The organism is Burkholderia reimsis (assembly GCF_003294055.1).
GTDB lineage: Bacteria > Pseudomonadota > Gammaproteobacteria > Burkholderiales > Burkholderiaceae > Burkholderia > Burkholderia cepacia.
On record NZ_QMFZ01000044.1, the window covers coordinates 56,491 to 73,028 of the forward strand.

The 16,538-nt window shown below is 64.0% G+C and carries 19 protein-coding genes and 1 pseudogene; 10 read left to right on the forward strand and 10 right to left on the reverse strand.

Translation table 11 applies throughout. The features are described from left to right. Positions 1-119: 119 nt before the first annotated feature. Positions 120-827: an MgtC/SapB family protein gene (locus DPV79_RS34850; RefSeq protein ID WP_021162348.1), complete on the forward strand. Its 708-nt coding sequence runs from the start codon at positions 120-122 to the stop codon at positions 825-827. 50 nt (positions 828-877) lie between these two features. Here the strand turns inward: DPV79_RS34850 and DPV79_RS34855 are convergent, their stop codons facing one another. Continuing rightward, positions 878-1,597, reverse strand: a complete 720-nt coding sequence (locus DPV79_RS34855) for an autoinducer binding domain-containing protein (RefSeq protein WP_021162347.1) — start codon at positions 1,595-1,597, stop codon at positions 878-880. Between the two features lie 73 nt (positions 1,598-1,670). Here DPV79_RS34855 and DPV79_RS34860 point away from each other — a divergent pair, with 73 nt between their 5' ends. The 4 genes from DPV79_RS34860 to DPV79_RS34875 all read left to right on the forward strand — a co-directional run bounded on the left by DPV79_RS34860 (position 1,671) and on the right by DPV79_RS34875 (position 4,392). Beyond that, the gene (locus DPV79_RS34860; RefSeq protein WP_042976964.1) at positions 1,671-2,114 is read left to right on the forward strand and encodes a DUF4902 domain-containing protein; all 444 of its coding nucleotides are present in this window, start codon (positions 1,671-1,673) and stop codon (positions 2,112-2,114) included. Between the two features lie 210 nt (positions 2,115-2,324). Beyond that, entirely contained in the window at positions 2,325-2,933 is a 609-nt protein-coding gene (locus DPV79_RS34865; protein ID WP_042976961.1) for an acyl-homoserine-lactone synthase, read from the forward strand. A 50-nt stretch (positions 2,934-2,983) separates the two neighbouring features. Further along, entirely contained in the window at positions 2,984-3,748 is a 765-nt protein-coding gene (locus DPV79_RS34870; protein ID WP_063778376.1) for a hypothetical protein, read from the forward strand. Between the two features lie 257 nt (positions 3,749-4,005). Beyond that, positions 4,006-4,392 carry a VOC family protein gene (locus DPV79_RS34875; protein ID WP_021162343.1) on the forward strand — a complete coding sequence of 129 codons (387 nt, stop codon included), beginning with the start codon at positions 4,006-4,008 and terminating at the stop codon, positions 4,390-4,392. Between the two features lie 21 nt (positions 4,393-4,413). On the opposite strand, the gene DPV79_RS34880 is transcribed toward DPV79_RS34875, so the two are convergent. The 6 genes and pseudogenes from DPV79_RS34880 to ribA form a co-directional block, all read right to left on the reverse strand. Beyond that, positions 4,414-4,980 (reverse strand): GNAT family N-acetyltransferase, encoded by a 567-nt coding sequence (locus tag DPV79_RS34880; RefSeq protein WP_113047549.1) that lies wholly within the window; start codon positions 4,978-4,980, stop codon positions 4,414-4,416. Between the two features lie 407 nt (positions 4,981-5,387). Then, entirely contained in the window at positions 5,388-6,389 is a 1,002-nt protein-coding gene (locus tag DPV79_RS34885) for a hypothetical protein (RefSeq protein ID WP_113047550.1), read from the reverse strand. Positions 6,390-6,704: 315 nt separating this feature from the next. Next, positions 6,705-7,130, reverse strand: a complete 426-nt coding sequence (locus DPV79_RS34890) for a lysozyme inhibitor LprI family protein (RefSeq protein WP_113047551.1) — start codon at positions 7,128-7,130, stop codon at positions 6,705-6,707. Beyond that, positions 7,127-7,624, reverse strand: a complete 498-nt coding sequence (locus DPV79_RS34895; RefSeq protein ID WP_023477110.1) for a lysozyme — start codon at positions 7,622-7,624, stop codon at positions 7,127-7,129. The genes DPV79_RS34890 and DPV79_RS34895 overlap by 4 nt, the downstream gene beginning before the upstream one ends. Positions 7,625-7,934: 310 nt before the next feature. Beyond that, a pseudogene (locus tag DPV79_RS34900) lies at positions 7,935-8,573 on the reverse strand (integrase arm-type DNA-binding domain-containing protein); the annotation flags it as partial. 221 nt (positions 8,574-8,794) lie between these two features. Continuing rightward, entirely contained in the window at positions 8,795-9,445 is a 651-nt protein-coding gene (gene ribA, locus DPV79_RS34905; RefSeq protein ID WP_059484771.1) for a GTP cyclohydrolase II, read from the reverse strand. Between the two features lie 177 nt (positions 9,446-9,622). On the opposite strand from ribA, the gene DPV79_RS34910 reads away from it, so the two are divergent. Further along, positions 9,623-10,084, forward strand: coding sequence for a CBS domain-containing protein (locus DPV79_RS34910; RefSeq protein WP_021162297.1), 462 nt, complete (start codon positions 9,623-9,625; stop codon positions 10,082-10,084). A 154-nt stretch (positions 10,085-10,238) separates the two neighbouring features. Here the strand turns inward: DPV79_RS34910 and DPV79_RS34915 are convergent, their stop codons facing one another. Then, on the reverse strand, positions 10,239-10,568 hold the full coding sequence (locus DPV79_RS34915; RefSeq protein WP_027789405.1) for a DUF4148 domain-containing protein: 330 nt from the start codon (positions 10,566-10,568) through the stop codon (positions 10,239-10,241). A 512-nt stretch (positions 10,569-11,080) separates the two neighbouring features. On the opposite strand from DPV79_RS34915, the gene DPV79_RS34920 reads away from it, so the two are divergent. Continuing rightward, positions 11,081-11,479 carry a GreA/GreB family elongation factor gene (locus DPV79_RS34920; protein WP_021162294.1) on the forward strand — a complete coding sequence of 133 codons (399 nt, stop codon included), beginning with the start codon at positions 11,081-11,083 and terminating at the stop codon, positions 11,477-11,479. A gap of 176 nt (positions 11,480-11,655) precedes the next feature. Here the strand turns inward: DPV79_RS34920 and DPV79_RS34925 are convergent, their stop codons facing one another. Then, positions 11,656-12,780: a porin gene (locus tag DPV79_RS34925; protein ID WP_021162293.1), complete on the reverse strand. Its 1,125-nt coding sequence runs from the start codon at positions 12,778-12,780 to the stop codon at positions 11,656-11,658. Between the two features lie 612 nt (positions 12,781-13,392). On the opposite strand from DPV79_RS34925, the gene DPV79_RS34935 reads away from it, so the two are divergent. Then, the gene (locus DPV79_RS34935) at positions 13,393-13,776 is read left to right on the forward strand and encodes a YXWGXW repeat-containing protein (RefSeq protein WP_059652797.1); all 384 of its coding nucleotides are present in this window, start codon (positions 13,393-13,395) and stop codon (positions 13,774-13,776) included. 493 nt (positions 13,777-14,269) lie between these two features. On the opposite strand, the gene DPV79_RS34940 is transcribed toward DPV79_RS34935, so the two are convergent. After that, positions 14,270-14,656 (reverse strand): winged helix-turn-helix transcriptional regulator, encoded by a 387-nt coding sequence (locus tag DPV79_RS34940; protein WP_113047552.1) that lies wholly within the window; start codon positions 14,654-14,656, stop codon positions 14,270-14,272. Between the two features lie 321 nt (positions 14,657-14,977). On the opposite strand from DPV79_RS34940, the gene DPV79_RS34945 reads away from it, so the two are divergent. Both DPV79_RS34945 and DPV79_RS34950 read left to right on the forward strand, forming a co-directional pair. Next, positions 14,978-15,454 (forward strand): nuclear transport factor 2 family protein, encoded by a 477-nt coding sequence (locus DPV79_RS34945; RefSeq protein ID WP_048026157.1) that lies wholly within the window; start codon positions 14,978-14,980, stop codon positions 15,452-15,454. A 234-nt stretch (positions 15,455-15,688) separates the two neighbouring features. Further along, on the forward strand, positions 15,689-16,504 hold the full coding sequence (locus tag DPV79_RS34950) for a helix-turn-helix transcriptional regulator (RefSeq protein ID WP_113047553.1): 816 nt from the start codon (positions 15,689-15,691) through the stop codon (positions 16,502-16,504). Positions 16,505-16,538 lie beyond the last annotated feature (34 nt).

The following is a 16,538-nucleotide window of genomic DNA, read 5'->3' on the forward strand; positions in this document are numbered from 1 at the left end:
CACTGAATGACGCATTCGCGCGGTACAGTACCGCGCGATGACGGCTATCGTCGTGTCGCCTTCGGCCTTGCGCCGCAGCGGCACGGGACGGCACGCGCTTCTTGCACGGCAGGACAACCATGACTTTCGATTTCGCACTCCGCCTTTTCACCGCGTTCGCCTGCGGCGTCGCCATCGGCCTCGAGCGCCAGATGCGCCAGCGCACGGCCGGCCTGCGCACGATCACGCTCGTCGCGAGCGGCGCGTGCCTGTTCGTCACGCTCGGCGTGCTGACCGGCAACGGCGTCGCGGGCGTCACGCAGATCGCCGCATACGTCGTGTCGGGCGTCGGCTTTCTCGGCGGCGGCGTGATCATGCGCGACAAGGGCTCGATCCAGGGCATCAACACGGCCGCGACCCTGTGGTGCTCGGCCGCCGTCGGCGTACTGGCCGGCTCCGGTCATTACGTGCCCGCGCTTGCCGGCACGGGCGTCGTACTCCTCACCAACACGGTGCTGCGCGGCGTCAGCCAGGCGATCAACGCAACCCCGGTGTCGAACGCCGATCTCGTGCGCGAATACCAGATCACCGTGATCTGCCTGACCGCCGACGAAGTGCACATCCGCACGCTGCTGTCGAACTCGATGTACGCGAAGCCGCTGTCGTTCCAGAGCCTCACGAGCGAGGACGTGCCCGACCAGCCGGACCGGCTGAAGGTGACCGCGACACTGAAGCTGCATCCGAAGGATCAGCAGAAGCTCGAGCAGATCGCGAGCCGGATGAGCATGGAGAAGAGCATTTCCAGCGTGAGCTGGACCGCGAAGGAAGCGGAGCCGATGATGGAGTGAGCGGCCTGGCGGCAGCGGTATTTCGCGCTGCCGCCCGCCCTCGTTCGAGGTCAGGGCGCCTCGATCAGCCCGGCCGAGATTGCCTTGACGACCGCCTGGACCTTGTTCGTCGCACCCAGCTTCTCGAGGATGTTGTTGACATGGAAGTTGACCGTTCGCTCCGAGATGCTGAGGATCTGGCCGATTTCGCACGCGGTCTTGCCCTCGGCCGTCCAGCACAGCACCTCGCGCTCGCGCGCGGTCAGCGTGACGCCCGCCGCCGGCGACAGCTTCGGCACCATGAAGCGGCTCATCAGCGAATGCGACAAGTTCGCGAGCCAGTTCGTCTGCAGCGTCAGCATGTTGATTTCGGCCGGCGTCAGGCGGTCCGCATGACGCGCGATGCTCAGCAGGCCGAACGCGCCGCGGGCCGCCCAGCTCGATTGCGCGACGCCCACCGACAGCCCGAAATCACGTGCGTCCTGCCACAGCGGGCACGGTGCGATCTGGTCGACGTCCGGCCAGACGATCATGTTGGTGCTGAGCGCGCCGTCGCGAACCGTCGAATCGATCTCGATGTAGTTGTGCGCCTGATAGTGCGCCATCCAGCCGTCGGGATAGGTATCGAAGATGGCTACCGACGGCTTCGATACCGGCAGCGGCACGCGAATGCCATAACAGCAGTATTCGAATCCCAGCCGTTTGGAATAGGCGGCGATCCGCTGGAAGAGCTGCTGCTCGTCTTCCGCGGCACTGAATTGTTGATAGGCATCCTGCCAGCGCAGTTCCATTCATTCTCCGACAACGTCACGCTGTCATACTTGTCAGGTTCCAGCACCCGTTCGACGCTGATACATTCCGCGCATGACTTCACCTTTGCTGCACCCGGTCCCCGGCCCGTCCCCGGACGGCTACGTACGCCTGTCAGAAAGCGCACTGGCCGTGCTTGCGCTCGACCATGTCGCAAGCGGCCTCGACGCGTCGCTGCGTGCGGAACTGCGCGACAGCGCAATCGACGCACGCCTCGCCGGTTATACCGAATGGCATCGCCCGGCCAGTGCCGGCGTCGCTTACGTGACGGTCGGCTGGGACTGGTACCTCGAACGCGCGACGGGCACGTTCGTGATCGCGGGCGGCGACGTCCGCAGCAACGTGATGGCCGTCGACGCCACGGGTGCCGACATCGGCATGCTCCGCACGGCCGCCGCGCTTGCCGCGCGGCTCGCGCGCATCGACTGGCCCGCAGCGGTCGCGTCGGCCCTGCTCGGGCACAACGACGCCTATCATGCCGGTCCGACGCTCCAGTGACAACTGGCCCCGCATTCCTCTGACAATTTACGCAGTGCTGGCGCTCTTTATAAGCAAAAGCGGCACGGTTTTCAATCCCGTTGATCAAGAAACCGTTACCACGTCCTGATCGGCATCATTCCACCGTCACCCTGTAAGAGTTACCAGTTACAGCCCCCTCGTGCGGCGCGATGTAATGCGCACATACAAAAGCACAGATCCGAGGACACCATGCGGACCTTCGTTCACGAGGAAGGGCGGTTGCCACACGAACTTGCAGCGGATCTAGGGCGCTATCGGCGCCGTGTGTTCGTCGAACAGCTCGGTTGGGCGCTCCCGTCGGCGAACGAAAGCTTCGAGCGCGACCAGTTCGATCGCGACGATACCGTCTACGTGTTTGCGCGAAACGCCAGCGGCGACATGTGCGGATGTGCGCGCCTGCTGCCGACGACGCGCCCGTATCTGCTGAAGTCGCTGTTCGCCGACCTGATCGCCGAAGACATGCCGCTGCCGCAATCGGCCGCTGTCTGGGAGTTGTCCCGGTTCGCGGCGACCGACGACGAAGGCGGGCCGGGCAATGCCGAATGGGCCGTGCGCCCGATGCTCGCGGCCGTCGTCGAGTGCGCGGCGCAGCTCGGCGCGCGGCAGCTGATCGGCGTGACGTTCGCGAGCATGGAGCGGCTGTTCCGCCGGATCGGCATACACGCGCACCGCGCAGGCCCGCCGAAGCAGGTGGATGGGCGTCTGGTGGTCGCGTGCTGGATCGACATCGATCCGCAAACGTTTGCCGCACTAGGAATCGAGCCGGGGCAGGCCGCCCGGCAAGCCATCGCCGCCTGACCCGGAACGCGCGTTCCTGCCGGGCGGCATCGTAACGAAGGAGAATCAACGTGGACCAGTCTCAGGTCTTTCGCGCGATGATGCCCGGGTTGACGAGCGCCGGCGGCGCCCGCATTACGGTCGCCTACCCGTCGTTTCCACGGCCGCTGCCGCTCGTGCGGCTCGACCGTCGCGGCCTCGTGTTCCGTGCCGCCGGCGCGGCGCCGCTGGTCTGCGGGCTGCCGCGTGCGGCGACGTTGCTGGTCGCGGACGAGCCGCTCTGCTCGCTGCGCCTCGTGATCCGCGACATCGCCCCGGCCGGCGAAGGCCGGCATGACCTGACGATGCAGCCGTCCGGCGCCGCCGGTGACGAATTGCTGTGGCATGCGCTGCGCGATCGCGAGCCCTACCGCCGGCTTCAGCACCCGCTTGCCCCTGTCGACACGTCCATCGCCACCGACGGCGAACCGCACGCACCGGCCGGTGAAGCCGGGCCGCGTCCGTCGCGCAGCGCGGCCTTCCGGCTGCCGTGCCACAGCGACGCGCTGTTCTTTGCCGACTGGCTCGAATATCACTTCGACGAATTGCGCGCGCTGTCGCAACAGCACGGGCCCCAACTGCAGCTCAACCAGCTCGAGCGACAAGTCGCCGACGACGAGGTCGGCGTGCGCTTCCTCTACGACATCGACGGGCATGCGACACGCCACGCGCTGACCGACTGCGCACGCGAGGCCTGTGCATGGATCGAGACCGAGATGCGCGACAAATTCGCGTTGCCGGTCGCACAGGAGCGATTCAGCGCGTTTGCGGCGCACGCGCGGGCCGGCGGTATGTGAACGCGGCGCAACAGGAAGTTGTATCGATACAACTAGGGCTTGCCATGACTCGGGTTTTCCCTTAAATTCACGTCTGTCTCCTCCATGTCTCCAAACATGGATTCAGCCCGCTCAATGTAGCGGGCTTTTTCTTGCCTGCTTGAATTGCGGGGCCATACCACCGCCCTCCTTCATCGATTGCCTGCCCGGGCATTCCGACGCGCCACAATCCGGATCGATTATCATCGGCGGGTCTGCCACGCTCCCCCGAGGCCATCTTGCACGCCCACCTGCGCATTGCCCGCCCGGTCAGCAACCTCGCCCGAACCGAGCGCATGTATCGCGACGCTCTCGACCTGTCCGTTCTCGCACGCTTTGAGGATCACGACGGCTTTTCCGGCGTGATGCTCGGACGCGACGGTCTCGACTATCACTTCGAATTCACGCACTGCCCCGACCATCCGATCGCGCCGTCGCCGACGCCGGAAGACCTGATCGTGTTCTACCTGCCCGATCGGCCGGAATGGGAAGCCGCCTGCGCACGCGCCACGGCGCACGGCTTCATGCCCGTGACCTCGTTCAATCCGTACTGGGAAATATCCGGCCAGACCTTCGAGGATGCCGACGGCTACCGGATCGTGCTGCAGAACGGTACGTGGCGCTGACAGGCGAATCCGCGTGAGTCGTTACGCGCCGGCCAGGCCGGCGGCGCGCGCGGCATACACGACGTGCCGACGCAGCGCGTGCCCTTCCGGCAACGCGGGATGGTCGAAATCGCGCGCGGGCTGACGCTGCATGCCGAGCCGCTGCATCACGTGCTGCGATCGTAGATTGGTGTCGGCGGTCCATGCGAGAATCTCGCCGAGCCCGATCCGCTCGAACCCGTCGGCCAACGCGGCAGCAGCCGCTTCGGCGACGTAGCCATGCCCCCATGCGTGGCGAGCCTGCCGCCACATGATCTCGACGCACGGCGCCATCGGGTGCGTTGCGCGCACCTCGCGCGACAGGCCGCACACCCCGATCAACATCCCGTCGGCGCGGCGCTCGACTGCCCACGGGCAGAAACCGTACGCATCGAAATGCGCGTCGAAGCGCGCGATGACGTCGCTCGCCTCGTCAACGGACATCGGGCCGCGCGCGAGCCACGCGGTCACGTCCGAATCCGCATGCAGCGCCGACAGCGCGCCCGCATCCACCGGCTGCCAGCGACGCAGCGTCAGACGCGCGGTTTCGATTTTCGACGGTGTGGACATGGGGAACAGGATCGTTCAGGCGGCGTGACAGGAGGGTCGTCACCGACCCGAAGGCAAGGCGGACGAAGGGGGAATCGCGATCGTCGCGTCCGCCGGCGACGATCACGGGAACTGATGACGAGAAACGGGCGCCGGCAGCACCCGTGGGGATTACTCGTTTTCTTCGAAGTAACGGCCGCGCCTTGCTTCACAAGCATAAAGCCATAAACCTACGCCACAACCTACGCTCACTATTTTCGCGAACGACCGTTGACGATCCTCAACGGTCAGTCGAATTTCTCCCAATCGCCATTCGCGGTTTCGCCATATCGTCGCGCGCCTGCACCTGACCGGCAGGTCGGATGCGGCCCCAGACGCTGACGTACCGTTTGCTGTGGCTTGCTTACCAACCGGCGGAAAGGCAGATTTCAACGCGCATCATCAACACCTCCATCCGATTCGACGGTTCGCCAGTGCGCAATCCGCTCTGGTCTGTAAGTAATCTTGGCCAGCGCTCGCTCAGTCTCGGGCAGCGCGTTCCGAACAGCAGACATACATTTTTCGGGCTGCGCGGTCTCCCACTCAAATGAAGCCGAAAGCTGGCTGACGCTCCCCGTCGCCGGCCTCGCAAGTTCAGAGGGCAAATGGATGGCATTAAGATCTGGGATAGCACTACGTCCGATCAGCCCGACCTGGCGCGCGACTGCCGTAGGGAGCTCAAGGCTCACCCGATAGCGGCCGCCGGGAGGTTCGAGCGGGACCAGCGCATCAATGTGCTCGAATGCCTCTGCTGTAGCCACCGCCCACTCCAAGCCAATCCCGTCACGAAGTATCGTCGTGCCGTCCCCATGGGGCTGGACGTTATAGAACGGATTGCCTGGGACTTTTAGTTGGGGGAAAGCACTCAGGACACGAGCCACCTCATCGTCCGTAGCGTCCTCGATTACGCCTCCGACGACCGATGACGCCAAGTCACCTAGTGGTCCCCGACCATTGCCATCCCAAGCGCCCACTAACGTGTCGCTAAGCGTCATCCCGTGCAATGCTTGGCTCAAAGGAGTAGCTGGAAAGCAGAAATCGGAACTATCGATCTGGCACATCGGATCGTTTCCGGCGCCCACGAGCAGCGTCCATACAGCCTGGTTCTCCGTCCAGACGCTTACTAGGCCATCCTGAACGCGCACCGTAAGGGGCGTCGCGGGGGCGTCCTGAACGGATTCCAAGCGGTGGCCAACGAGTTCGAACCACTCCGCAAGCGTGGCTGGCATTACGAAATTGAGGCGAGCCGAGATATCGGCGAGCTCGTCGGGCGAGCAGCCATCGGCTGAATCTAAGGCGCGCACATACCAGATACGCAGAAGTTCATCGAGCCATTGCCAGCGCGGAGAGCCTAGAAGGTCGAGCTGACGGCGGGAAGCACGATCGGTCATTAGCTATGTCTCCAGTCTGATCAAATCGTCGTGCGGTGATGACGTGAGATTGTGTGTGCATTTCCCACGACGGTCATCAACAAGTGTTCGTGACCTGGATTGGTGACGGTTTAGACACCGAAGTCGAAGGTCCGAAAGTGGCCGAACCCTGTCGGGGGGACCAGTGACGTCCCACTCTAGCCTTATACAGCAAGCCTCTTCGGCAACTTTGGCGTAAATTTGGCGTAACGCCATCGAACCGATATCGCACCGACTGCGGCACCAAATAGAAAGCCCGCACTGGGCGGGCTTTCTTGCCTTACCGGTCCGATCGGATCAGGACGGCTTGCCTGTCACACGCACTGACAACCGCTTCGTCATCCGCTTCGTCGCCGCCGTCGCACAAATCGCCTGCGCAGCCGGCCGCATTGAGCCGTCGCCCCACTCCTTCCGGGCCGACTTCTCGCAGGACGTGTCGCGCGCCTTCTTCCACTTCGCCACCTTCGCCTCAAGGCCGATCTTGCGCTCCGGATGCTCGGCGACCTGCTTGTCGACCACCTGCTGCAGTTCGCGCTCGGCGACGATCTGATCGCGCCAAGCGCAGAAATTCATGCTGGTCTGGCTTCCGTCACAGTTGTTGAGTAGCGCCGTGACCTCGCTGGCCGGCAGCCCGCTGCGCGCCGAAATCTCGTCGGCGGGGCTCTGATCCGCAACCGCAGCTCCCGATACCACCAGGAGCATCCAGAGGAGGTGCTTCTTCATCGCGTCCTCTGGGGCTGAAACGGGGCGGCTTCTAGGCGGCGCCGGTTGACGAGGCCGTTCGATCGCACTGGAGCAAGACGTCGTCCTTGAGCGTCGCGCGGATGGATGTAGACGCGCTGGTTCATGTGCGATACGACCCCGGCGTCGTTGTTCTGGTTCGCGGAATGCAGCGCGGACAGCGCACCCGTATTGCCGGCGTTGTACGTGTAGCTGACCAATTCATCGAATTGCGCCTGCGTGAGTTCGCGCTGTGTCACGTTCCGACGGACCTGGGCCTCCGCGGTACTCACGCGCGCTGCGAGCTGCGCGTTGACCTGCGCCGGCGTCACCGGGCGACGCAGTTCTTCGGGCGTGCACGCGCCGGTATGCGCGAGGGTGCCCACGCCGAAGGTGCAGTTGTTCGCCTGGTCGTTGTAGTAGTGCATGACTGCCTGCTCGCGCTGGCGCAGCGCGGCCCAGCCGGCCTCGCTCAGGCGCTTGTTTTCGTTCGCCATCTTCTTCCTCTCAGTGCCATTTTTAGGGTCCACGACGGCCGCGTAGACAACGCACTTTATCATCGGAGGGTTAAAACGGAAACGAACCGCACACTGCCTATTCTTTCGACTAGCCTGCCAATGATGCGGGCTCTACGCTCTTCGTTTGAATTCAATCGAGGCAGGACGACCCAACTTCATCGGTGACATGGATCTCCCCGCGCGCCGTTACTTCTTCACGGGGATGTCAGGATTTCCGTGTTCAAGGCGGGTGGAGCAATTACACGGAAGGCCGAACGAATCGATCTGCGTAAAGGATAGCGAATTGGTTCATGGCGACGCCGTCGAACGTGCGCCCCTTGCTGCGAAGCTTGCCTCGCAGAATCATTCGCCACCAGTTCGACGTGCCATCAGGTAACCTCCCAGCGTCCATCGCATAGTCCTACGCTCCGCCAAGCTCCATGCGAAGGCGCGCAGCGAGCGCCGGCGTGGCACGATAAGAATCTAAGAATTCGAACGCCTGCGCACGAGTTATCGACGCAGCCGGAACGCTCTCGATCGGGCCGAGCATCACCTTGAACATCCGCCTAACCTCGATCACGCCCTTATCCTTCCGGGTCGGCTCCAGATAGCCGCCCATGTAGTCGAAACACACCTGCTTGACGGTGTATGCGTCGACGGTGCGCGAATTGGCAACCGCAGCGCGCTTCTCGCGCTTTGCAGCAGCAGGATCGGCCCCGGCATCGCGCTCCGCTCGCCTTTGCTCCCATTCGGAAAGCGCTGCGGGAAACCCCATGGCCGGCCACTCGCCGAGCTTCACCTGACGCATCCGGTCGTCAATGGGGGATTTATATCGGTAGATCCAGGAGCGACGGCTCTCGCTGGCCTGAAAGCGGAGTCCCGGGAATCCGTCAAAGGTCATGTGCTGGCCCGCAGGCAGCTTGCTCGCGGTTCGTGCGTCGAATCTCATCAGCGGTCGGCGTAGGTTTTTGTTGTGGGCCGGGACCGCAGCGTAGCTTTTCGGTCTGGCGCAGGAAAATGTTACGCCAGAGCGCCAAGTTTTCGCCTATTTCGTCAACTGCAGACAAGGCACCTGACAAACGCAACTTTCGGCTCAAACCCTTTACCATAAAGGCTTCGAGGTGAGAAAGCCAGATGGAGCAAGGGGCTCCGCAGAGCCCCTTGTTTCCGTTACTCGTTTTCTTCGAAGTAATGCCCGAACTTCGTCTGCTTCGTGCGGATATAACGCTCGTTTTCCTCGCGCACGGGCACCGCAAGCGCCACGCGTTCGCAGACGGGAATACCGTGCTTCGCGAGCGTGTCGAACTTCGCCGGGTTGTTGCTCATCAGCCGCACCGACGTCACGCCGAGGATCCGGAGGATCGCGGCGGCGGAGTCGTATTCGCGGGCATCGTCGGGCAGGCCGAGGTCGAGGTTCGCCTCGACGGTGTCGCGCCCCTGCTCCTGCAGCGCGTAAGCGCGAATCTTGTTGCTCAGGCCGATCCCGCGCCCTTCATGCCCGCGCAGATACAGCAGCACGCCGCGGTCTTCGGCCGCGATGTAGCGCAATGCGAGATCGAGTTGCTCGCCGCAGTCGCAGCGGTACGAGCCGAACACGTCGCCGGTCAGGCATTCGGAATGCAGCCGCGTCAGCACGGACTGCTCGCCGGCGACGTCGCCCATCACGAGCGCGAGATGTTCGGCATCGCTGCCCGATACGCGGAAAGCGTACGACTTGAACGTACCGTAGCGTGTGGGCAGCGACGCGGTGGCGACGAGCGTCACGCACTCGTCGGCCTGGCCATTGCCCGGCGTGGGCGATTGTGGACGCGAAGACATCATGAATTCAATCGAAACGTTCAGGAATGTAGGAGTTGTGTGGATAGTGCGTGACGGGAGTTTACCGCTAATCTGGAATCGTCACGCGACTGCCGCCACCTGCGCGGCTATACTGGGCTCATCGGGTGACACGCATCACGCCCTGCCTGCCCAGCATCGACCTGCACACGGAGAAAGCGAATGAGCACGACTGTCGCGCAGATTCTCAAGGCCAAGCCGGATTCGGGCCGCACCATCTATACCGTCACGAAGACCGATCTCGTCTACGACGCCATCAAGCTGATGGCGGAAAAGGGCATCGGCGCGCTGCTGGTCGTGGACGGCGACGACATAGCGGGCATCGTCACCGAGCGCGATTACGCGCGCAAGGTCGTCCTGCAGGATCGCTCGTCGAAAGCCACCCGCGTCGAGGAAATCATGACGGCGAAGGTGCGCTACGTCGAACCGTCGCAATCCACCGACGAGTGCATGGCGCTGATGACCGAACACCGGATGCGCCACCTGCCCGTCCTCGACGGCGGCAAGCTGGTCGGCCTCATCTCGATCGGCGATCTCGTCAAGAGCGTGATTGCCGATCAGCAGTTCACGATCAGCCAGCTCGAACACTATATCCACGGCACGCCTGCGGTTACGTCCGCCTGACCCGCCCCAGCAAAAAAGGCCCAAACGCGTGAGCGTCTGGGCGGAAAGCCGCCGGAATGCGGCGACGGAGGTTCTGCTCCTGCGGGCGAATGACGCGCGCAACTGGCGCGCGTCTCGCCGATTAAGCTGTGCGCTCGGGCAGACCCGGCGGTGTTCAGTTCCCGAAGTAGACCGAGTTCACGGGGTTCGGTGCTTCACGCGTCATGCGGCGGCCGGCTTGCCCGGCACCCGTTGCCACGGCACCGTAGCCGCTCGTATCCGCTTGCGCGAGCATCGGCTGGTTCGGTTGAATGCGTTGTTCGGCGGCCTGGATGTTGTCCGGATACTGCGAATCGCTCGCCAGCGGCTTGTAGCCGTTCTGTTCGAGTTGCACGAGTTCGGCCTTGACCTGGTCGCGGGTCAAACCCTGCTCGGACTGTGCAAACGATGCGATCGGGGCGGCAAGGACGGATGCGGCGATGGCTGCGTAGATGATCGACTTCATGATTTACCTCCGGAATATGTTCTCTTATGACGTCGCCTCGGCAGGACTGTCTGAAGCGATTGAATGCAGTGTAGTTCTCGCATCCCCAAGGGGAAACCCTTAGTTTGAACATACAGCGTTGCGATTTCGACAAAAATAGCCGATCGTTTTCGGGCGATATCGCGGCAACTTGCTTCAGCAGCACAACAATCGCTGACGAACTGCCGACGGCCACATCACATATACCGAAGGTTGTGTTGTAGAATCGTAAGGTTTTATTCGCCAGTCGATATTCCATCCACCATGTACGCGCTCACGCCTCTTTCGGTTTCGCCGTCCGGCCCGGCCGGCGTGCGCGCGCGCGCCGGCCATCCGGCGCATCCCCTCGCTCGACGCACGGCCCAGGCGCCGCTCGCCCCTGCCCGGCGCCTGATCTGACGGCTCGGCCTCCTCCCGGAGCCAGGTCAGACAGGCTCCGGGCGATCCTCATAGGCACGCCACGCCTGCCCCTGCCGATCATTTGGAGAACAGCCATGAAACAACGCCTTTACCAGTTGACCGAACTCGACGTTGCCCGCCTCGAGAAGCACGCCGAACACAACCCGCGCTTCCAGACGATGCTCGACACGCTGCTCGAGCGCGCCGACATCGTCCAGCCCGATGCCATCAAGGCGAACGTCGTCACGATGAATTCGCAAATCACGCTGCTTGACGAAGCGTCCCAGGAACAGGCCACCTGGACAATTGTTTATCCGGATGCCGCCAATCTCGAACTGGGCCGCCTGAACGTCTTCTCGCCCGTCGGTATGGCACTGCTGGGCACCCAACGCGGCCAGATGGTCAAGGTGATGCAGCCGAGCGGTGCCGAAAAGCTGATGAAGGTCGCCGCGATCGTGTTCCAGCCGGAAGCCAACGGCGAATACACGCGCTGAGCCGTATTGCAGCGGGTATTGCCCCGCAACGGCGCACAACGAGAAAAGCGAGGCACGGGCCTCGCTTTTTCGCATCCGGACGATGCCAATCGCCGACATCTCGTTCCACAGACGAAAAAAAGGCGCCCGAAGGCGCCTTTTTCGATGCTGCGAAGCGGGTTACCCCGCCGTCACGCTTAGAAGCGGTGACGCAGACCAACCGTTGCTGCGGTTTGGTTGATCGACGAGCTCGGCAGGTTGTTGCTGAAGCTGTCGCCGTTGTAGATCGATGCGCCAACGCCGTTCTTCGCTGCACGCTGGTACACAGCTTGAGCGTAGACATCCGTGCGCTTCGACAGTGCGTAGTCAGCTTGCAGGCCGAACTGGTTCCAGTGCGTGCTGCCGTTGTTGATCTTCGCGTTCGTGTACGTGTAAGCAGCACCCAGGCCGAGAGCCGGCGTCAGGTTGTACTTTGCGTTGACTTCGTAGTTGTCGGTGCGGACCGAACCCAGGCTACCAACTGCATTGTTGTCGAGGCGCGCTTGCGTCCATGCTGCGCCGACTTGTGCCGGACCGAATGCATAACCAGCAGCAGCACCGTACGTGCGGACGCGGCCTTGGCTAGCGATGCCACCGATCGCCGACGACGTTGCGCCGTTTGCGTTCGTACCGTCACCCAGGTTCGCTTGCGAGTAAGCTGCTGCCAGCTTCAGGCCTTGGAACTGGTATGCAGCACCCGCGCTGTATGCACGGTTGTTGCCGAAGTTCGTGTTGTTCGAGAACGAGTACGTGCCGCCGAATTGCAGGCCAGCGTAGTTTGCGCTCGTGAACTTGATCGTGTTGTTCTGTGCGACGTCGCCGTTCGTGCTCAGACGGTCAAGGTTCAGCGGGTGCGCGAAGTACGTGCCGCCCCACGAGCCGGTTGCCGTCAGCGGTGCCAGGTAGTCTTGCGTTGCGTCGTACTGCTTACCCAGCGTAACCGTGCCGTACTGGCTCGACAGGCCGACGAAAGCTTGACGGTTGAACATGCCGCCGTTGCCGTTCGCGAACTTGCCGTTACCGATGTTGAAGCCGCTTTCCAACGTGAAGATTGCCTTCAGGCCGCCACCCAGGTCTTCCGAGCCACGCAGGCCGAAACGGCTCTGGTCAATGCCCGAACCCATCGCCCAACGCGACTTGCCAGCTTGGCCCAGTGCCGGCTGGACGTTGCTCGTGTAGGTGATGCCTGCGTCCAGCACGCCGTACAGCGTGACGCTGCTTTGCGCGTGAGCGACGGTTGCGAACGATGCTGCAGCTGCTGCAACGATCAGAGTCTTGTTCATTCGTGGAGCTCCCTTCTAAAAAGAGGCAGGTCTCGCGACCTTGTTCATAAACGGTCTGCAACCGCCCGGGAGCGCCATCGATCCTGCTGGCCGCGCCCGGATAGTTGCCCGTTTGGGAACCGTGAGTTTAGGGGTGTACCCTAGGGGAGCGATCCGCAAATAAAGAAATAAGCTTTTCCAGAACTAGAAATAATGAAAGTGGGGACGAGTTATAAGTATTTGTTTTGACGTTTGTTTTTGACTTCTTGACGGGGGCTTTTTGAAGGCTTTCATCGCACCATTCTTTCATGTCATCGTCTTGACGGTTGCATAGAAACAACAAACGGATTCGGTGCGGCACCCCGAAATCGGCAAATTTTACCCGATCCGATCTCGAATTTCGGGCTCCGAGCGCCTAAAACACATCCGTCAGCCGGTAAACAGGACGCGACATTCGTGCAGCGCGGGCAACATCCGTCGTCAGCCTCAGAAAAACAGGGAGACCGGCCTCCGCCCGCTGGCGGTTCGCCCGCCTGCCGTGACACACGGTAACAGCCTTGACCGCGCGCGTAACCCGCCCGGCGGACTGGCCGTCTAATGTAAGGCAGCCTCGAACACTGAACAGGACACGCCATGAATCGACGCTCCTTGTTGCGCGCCATCGGATTGACCGCCGCCTTCGTCGGCACCGGCGGCTGGCTCCGTGCCGCCTCGGCCCAGCCCGTGCCGCCCCCGCCGCCCGGATATCGGCCGCCCGGCCCGAACCGCGTGCCCGGCAGGCCGCCCTACGCAGACCGCCCGGGCTTCGCGCCGCCGGCCGCGAGACACGATCGCCGCCCGCCGCCGCCACGGCCGCACGGTTATATATGGACGGACGGTTACTGGCGCTGGCAGCGAGGCCGCTATATATGGGTGCCGGGCCGCTGGGTCGCACGGCGCCCCGGGCGTCGATGGGTACCCGGCTACTGGCGCCGCCAGGGACAGGTGTGGATCTACGTCGACGGCACGTGGCGATAGGCAGGCGCGCGGCACCCCGCATTCGGCCGCTGGCAGCCCCGGAACCAGGCGGCGCGACGAACCCGCGCCATTCAGCCTCGACATCATGATGCCTGGCAGGCGCCCCCGCGCGGCCTGCCCGACCTCGCCCCCCCACGCATGCGCCCAGGTGTCCATCGGATCAGGCACCCTCGACCGCCGATATGCCCGCCGGTCTGGGGTGCGCCATCCCGGCTCGGCCAGCCCCCCGCCGCACCTCTCACGCACCATACAGCGAAAGACCGCCATTGCAGTCGCCTCGGCGTGCACCCCGCAAGCGATACATCGCCAGTGCATTCCCGCATTCGGGACGAACGGAGCACATCGAAACATCCGCGATGCCTGCCCGCCCCGCCGAGATCATTCGGATAACGAAATCACAAGCGCCAATGCACGTGCAGTCGCGGCATGCCTCGTCGCATCGCACTCGATCCGCAGCACACCGTCCATCGACAAAACAGCGCGTACGCCCTGCTCAGCGCCCGCCGCCGTCCAGCTCCCGTGCACGGCGCCGCGCGGCGCAGATCGCGTGATGATGTTCGTCCGCCCACCGGATCATCGCCTGCATCGGCGTCAGGAACGAACGCCCGAGGTCGGTCAGCGCATATTCGACGCGCGGCGGCACTTCGGCGAACAGCGTGCGACTGACGAAGCCGTCCTGTTCGAGCCGCTTGAGCGTGCGTGACAGCATCTGCTTCGACACGTCGCCGATCGCGCGGGCGAGTTCGCTGAAACGCATCGTCCCGCCGGACAGCGCTTCGAGCACGAGCAGGCTCCACTGGTCGCCGATGCGGTCGAGCACATCACGGATCGGGCAGGGCTGATCGAGTTCGACGGTTTCGTCGGCGGGCGGGAACGGCATGACGGGATTCTCTTTCAAGGGTAACGCATGGTCAGCGCGGTGTGACCTGTTCACATCGCGCTGACTTCTTGTGACGGGTTCGCGGCAACTGTACCATTCGAGCGGCCCGGCAGCCGCGCGGATTCGCCAGTTCAACGAAGCATGACGACGACGCGCCGCCTCGCCACTCCGTATCTCGACGATACGAACCGGGCGGCGAATCCCTCGCGTCGACAGCGCACGTGCATCCGCAACCGTCGCCCGACGATCGTCATGGCCGGCTCGACCTGCCGTCGCGCATCGCGCGCCAACCCACGCTTCGTCAGACAAGGAACCCGCTACATGTCATCGCTCCGCTCTCCCGTTCGCGCCGTTGCCGCGCTCGCCCTGCTGGCCGCGTCGACGGCCGCGCTGGCCGCCGGCCCGGCCACGCGCAACCTGGCCGCCGAGGAAGCCAACCGCCAGCTCGTGCTGACGTTCTACGACCGCTTCTTCAACAAGCACGAAGCGGTCGAGGCCGCCGCCGTCGTCGCGGACGACTACAAGCAGCACAACCCGCACGTGCCGGACGGCAAGAAGCCGTTCGTGTCGTACTTCGTCGGCGCCTTCCAGAAGAACCCGGCGTCGCGTGCGCGCATCGTGCGCAGCGCAACCGACGGCGATCTCGTCTACCTGCACGTGCATGCGACCGAGCGCCCGGGCGACCGCGGCGAGGCCGTCGTCGACATCTTCCGCGTGAAGGACGGCAAGATCGTCGAACACTGGGACGTGATCCAGCCGGTACCCGAAACGTCCGCGAACGCAAACACGATGTTCTGACGCGCGGGGCCGTCACGCGGCGCGCAACGATGCACGCCGCCCGTCGACGGACGATCGGCCGCCCGCCGGGCAAGCGCGACTGCCTCGCGGCCGCGAAGTCCCCTACAATCGAGCTTCGCCGCCGCGCCGGCCTCCGTCCCGCATGACCGCACCGCCGGCCGCTTCGCCGCCGGCTCGCCGTCGCACGCGAAACACGGCCGGTACGGGCGGCCGTTCGCGAAGACGGTGTCAACGATGAGCCCCGCCCATATTTCCCTCAGCAATGCAGGCGACCTGGTCGCCAGCCTCGGCAGTCCGCAGTTTCCCGCCCGGCTTTGGGCATGGCTGCGCGAAACCGTCGATCCGCAGTCCCATTACAGCGTCGCGACGCGCTACCGGCGTGACGCGCCGTCGCATTCGGTCGACAGCGTCGACGTGCTGTTCTTCGCCGGCGGCGACGATCCCGACGGCACGCGCCACGCACTCGATCTGTATACACAGGGCGACTGGCGCAACGACACGCTGCTCCCGCACATCGAGCGCGCCACCGATTCGCAGCTCGTGTTCTCGTGCAACGAGGACGTCGACATGGCAACCGAATACGGCCGACAGTTCGCGCTCGGCGAACTCGGCGAAGACTGCACGCTGCTCGGCAGCGAGCGCGACTATGTCTATGCGTTCTCGCTGTTCCGCCGGCGCGGCCAGCCGTCCTATACGCTGGCCGAACTGGCACTGCTGCGGCAGCTCGGCGATTTCGTGCTGCCGCTGCTGATCCAGCACGCGCGGCTCGCCCGCCTGACGCCCCGCTCGGACGACGGCGCGCTGCTGCAGCGGTTCGATCAGCGCCTGTCGGCCAGCGGCGCAACGCTGTCGCAGCGCGAACGGCTCGTGTGCCGCGCGGTGCTGCAAGGCCGGCCCGTCCCCCGGATCGCCGACACGCTCGCGCTCAAGCCGAGCAGCGTGCGCACCTATCTCGGGCGCGCGCTCGCGAAACTCGGCGTGGCGAACCGGGCCGGGCTGTTCGCGTGGTGCGTGACCGAGGAAGAACCGCCGGCAGACAGCGGGCGCTAGACGACGACTCCGCATCCCGGCCACACCCGCCGCC

Excerpts from the sequence above, each read along its gene's own strand:
- DPV79_RS34855 (WP_021162347.1), bottom strand. The coding sequence starts at position 1,597 with ATGGAACTGCGCTGGCAGGATGCCTATCAACAATTCAGTGCCGCGGAA.
- ribA (WP_059484771.1), bottom strand. The coding sequence starts at position 9,445 with ATGATGTCTTCGCGTCCACAATCGCCCACGCCGGGCAATGGCCAGGCC.
- DPV79_RS34925 (WP_021162293.1), bottom strand. The coding sequence starts at position 12,780 with ATGAACAAGACTCTGATCGTTGCAGCAGCTGCAGCATCGTTCGCAACC.
- DPV79_RS34885 (WP_113047550.1), bottom strand. The coding sequence starts at position 6,389 with ATGACCGATCGTGCTTCCCGCCGTCAGCTCGACCTTCTAGGCTCTCCG.
- DPV79_RS34910 (WP_021162297.1), top strand. The coding sequence starts at position 9,623 with ATGAGCACGACTGTCGCGCAGATTCTCAAGGCCAAGCCGGATTCGGGC.
- DPV79_RS34945 (WP_048026157.1), top strand. The coding sequence starts at position 14,978 with ATGTCATCGCTCCGCTCTCCCGTTCGCGCCGTTGCCGCGCTCGCCCTG.
- DPV79_RS34915 (WP_027789405.1), bottom strand. The coding sequence starts at position 10,568 with ATGAAGTCGATCATCTACGCAGCCATCGCCGCATCCGTCCTTGCCGCC.
- DPV79_RS34865 (WP_042976961.1), top strand. The coding sequence starts at position 2,325 with ATGCGGACCTTCGTTCACGAGGAAGGGCGGTTGCCACACGAACTTGCA.
- DPV79_RS34940 (WP_113047552.1), bottom strand. The coding sequence starts at position 14,656 with ATGCCGTTCCCGCCCGCCGACGAAACCGTCGAACTCGATCAGCCCTGC.
- DPV79_RS34850 (WP_021162348.1), top strand. The coding sequence starts at position 120 with ATGACTTTCGATTTCGCACTCCGCCTTTTCACCGCGTTCGCCTGCGGC.
- DPV79_RS34920 (WP_021162294.1), top strand. The coding sequence starts at position 11,081 with ATGAAACAACGCCTTTACCAGTTGACCGAACTCGACGTTGCCCGCCTC.
- DPV79_RS34935 (WP_059652797.1), top strand. The coding sequence starts at position 13,393 with ATGAATCGACGCTCCTTGTTGCGCGCCATCGGATTGACCGCCGCCTTC.
- DPV79_RS34860 (WP_042976964.1), top strand. The coding sequence starts at position 1,671 with ATGACTTCACCTTTGCTGCACCCGGTCCCCGGCCCGTCCCCGGACGGC.
- DPV79_RS34950 (WP_113047553.1), top strand. The coding sequence starts at position 15,689 with ATGAGCCCCGCCCATATTTCCCTCAGCAATGCAGGCGACCTGGTCGCC.
- DPV79_RS34890 (WP_113047551.1), bottom strand. The coding sequence starts at position 7,130 with ATGAAGAAGCACCTCCTCTGGATGCTCCTGGTGGTATCGGGAGCTGCG.
- DPV79_RS34895 (WP_023477110.1), bottom strand. The coding sequence starts at position 7,624 with ATGGCGAACGAAAACAAGCGCCTGAGCGAGGCCGGCTGGGCCGCGCTG.
- DPV79_RS34880 (WP_113047549.1), bottom strand. The coding sequence starts at position 4,980 with ATGTCCACACCGTCGAAAATCGAAACCGCGCGTCTGACGCTGCGTCGC.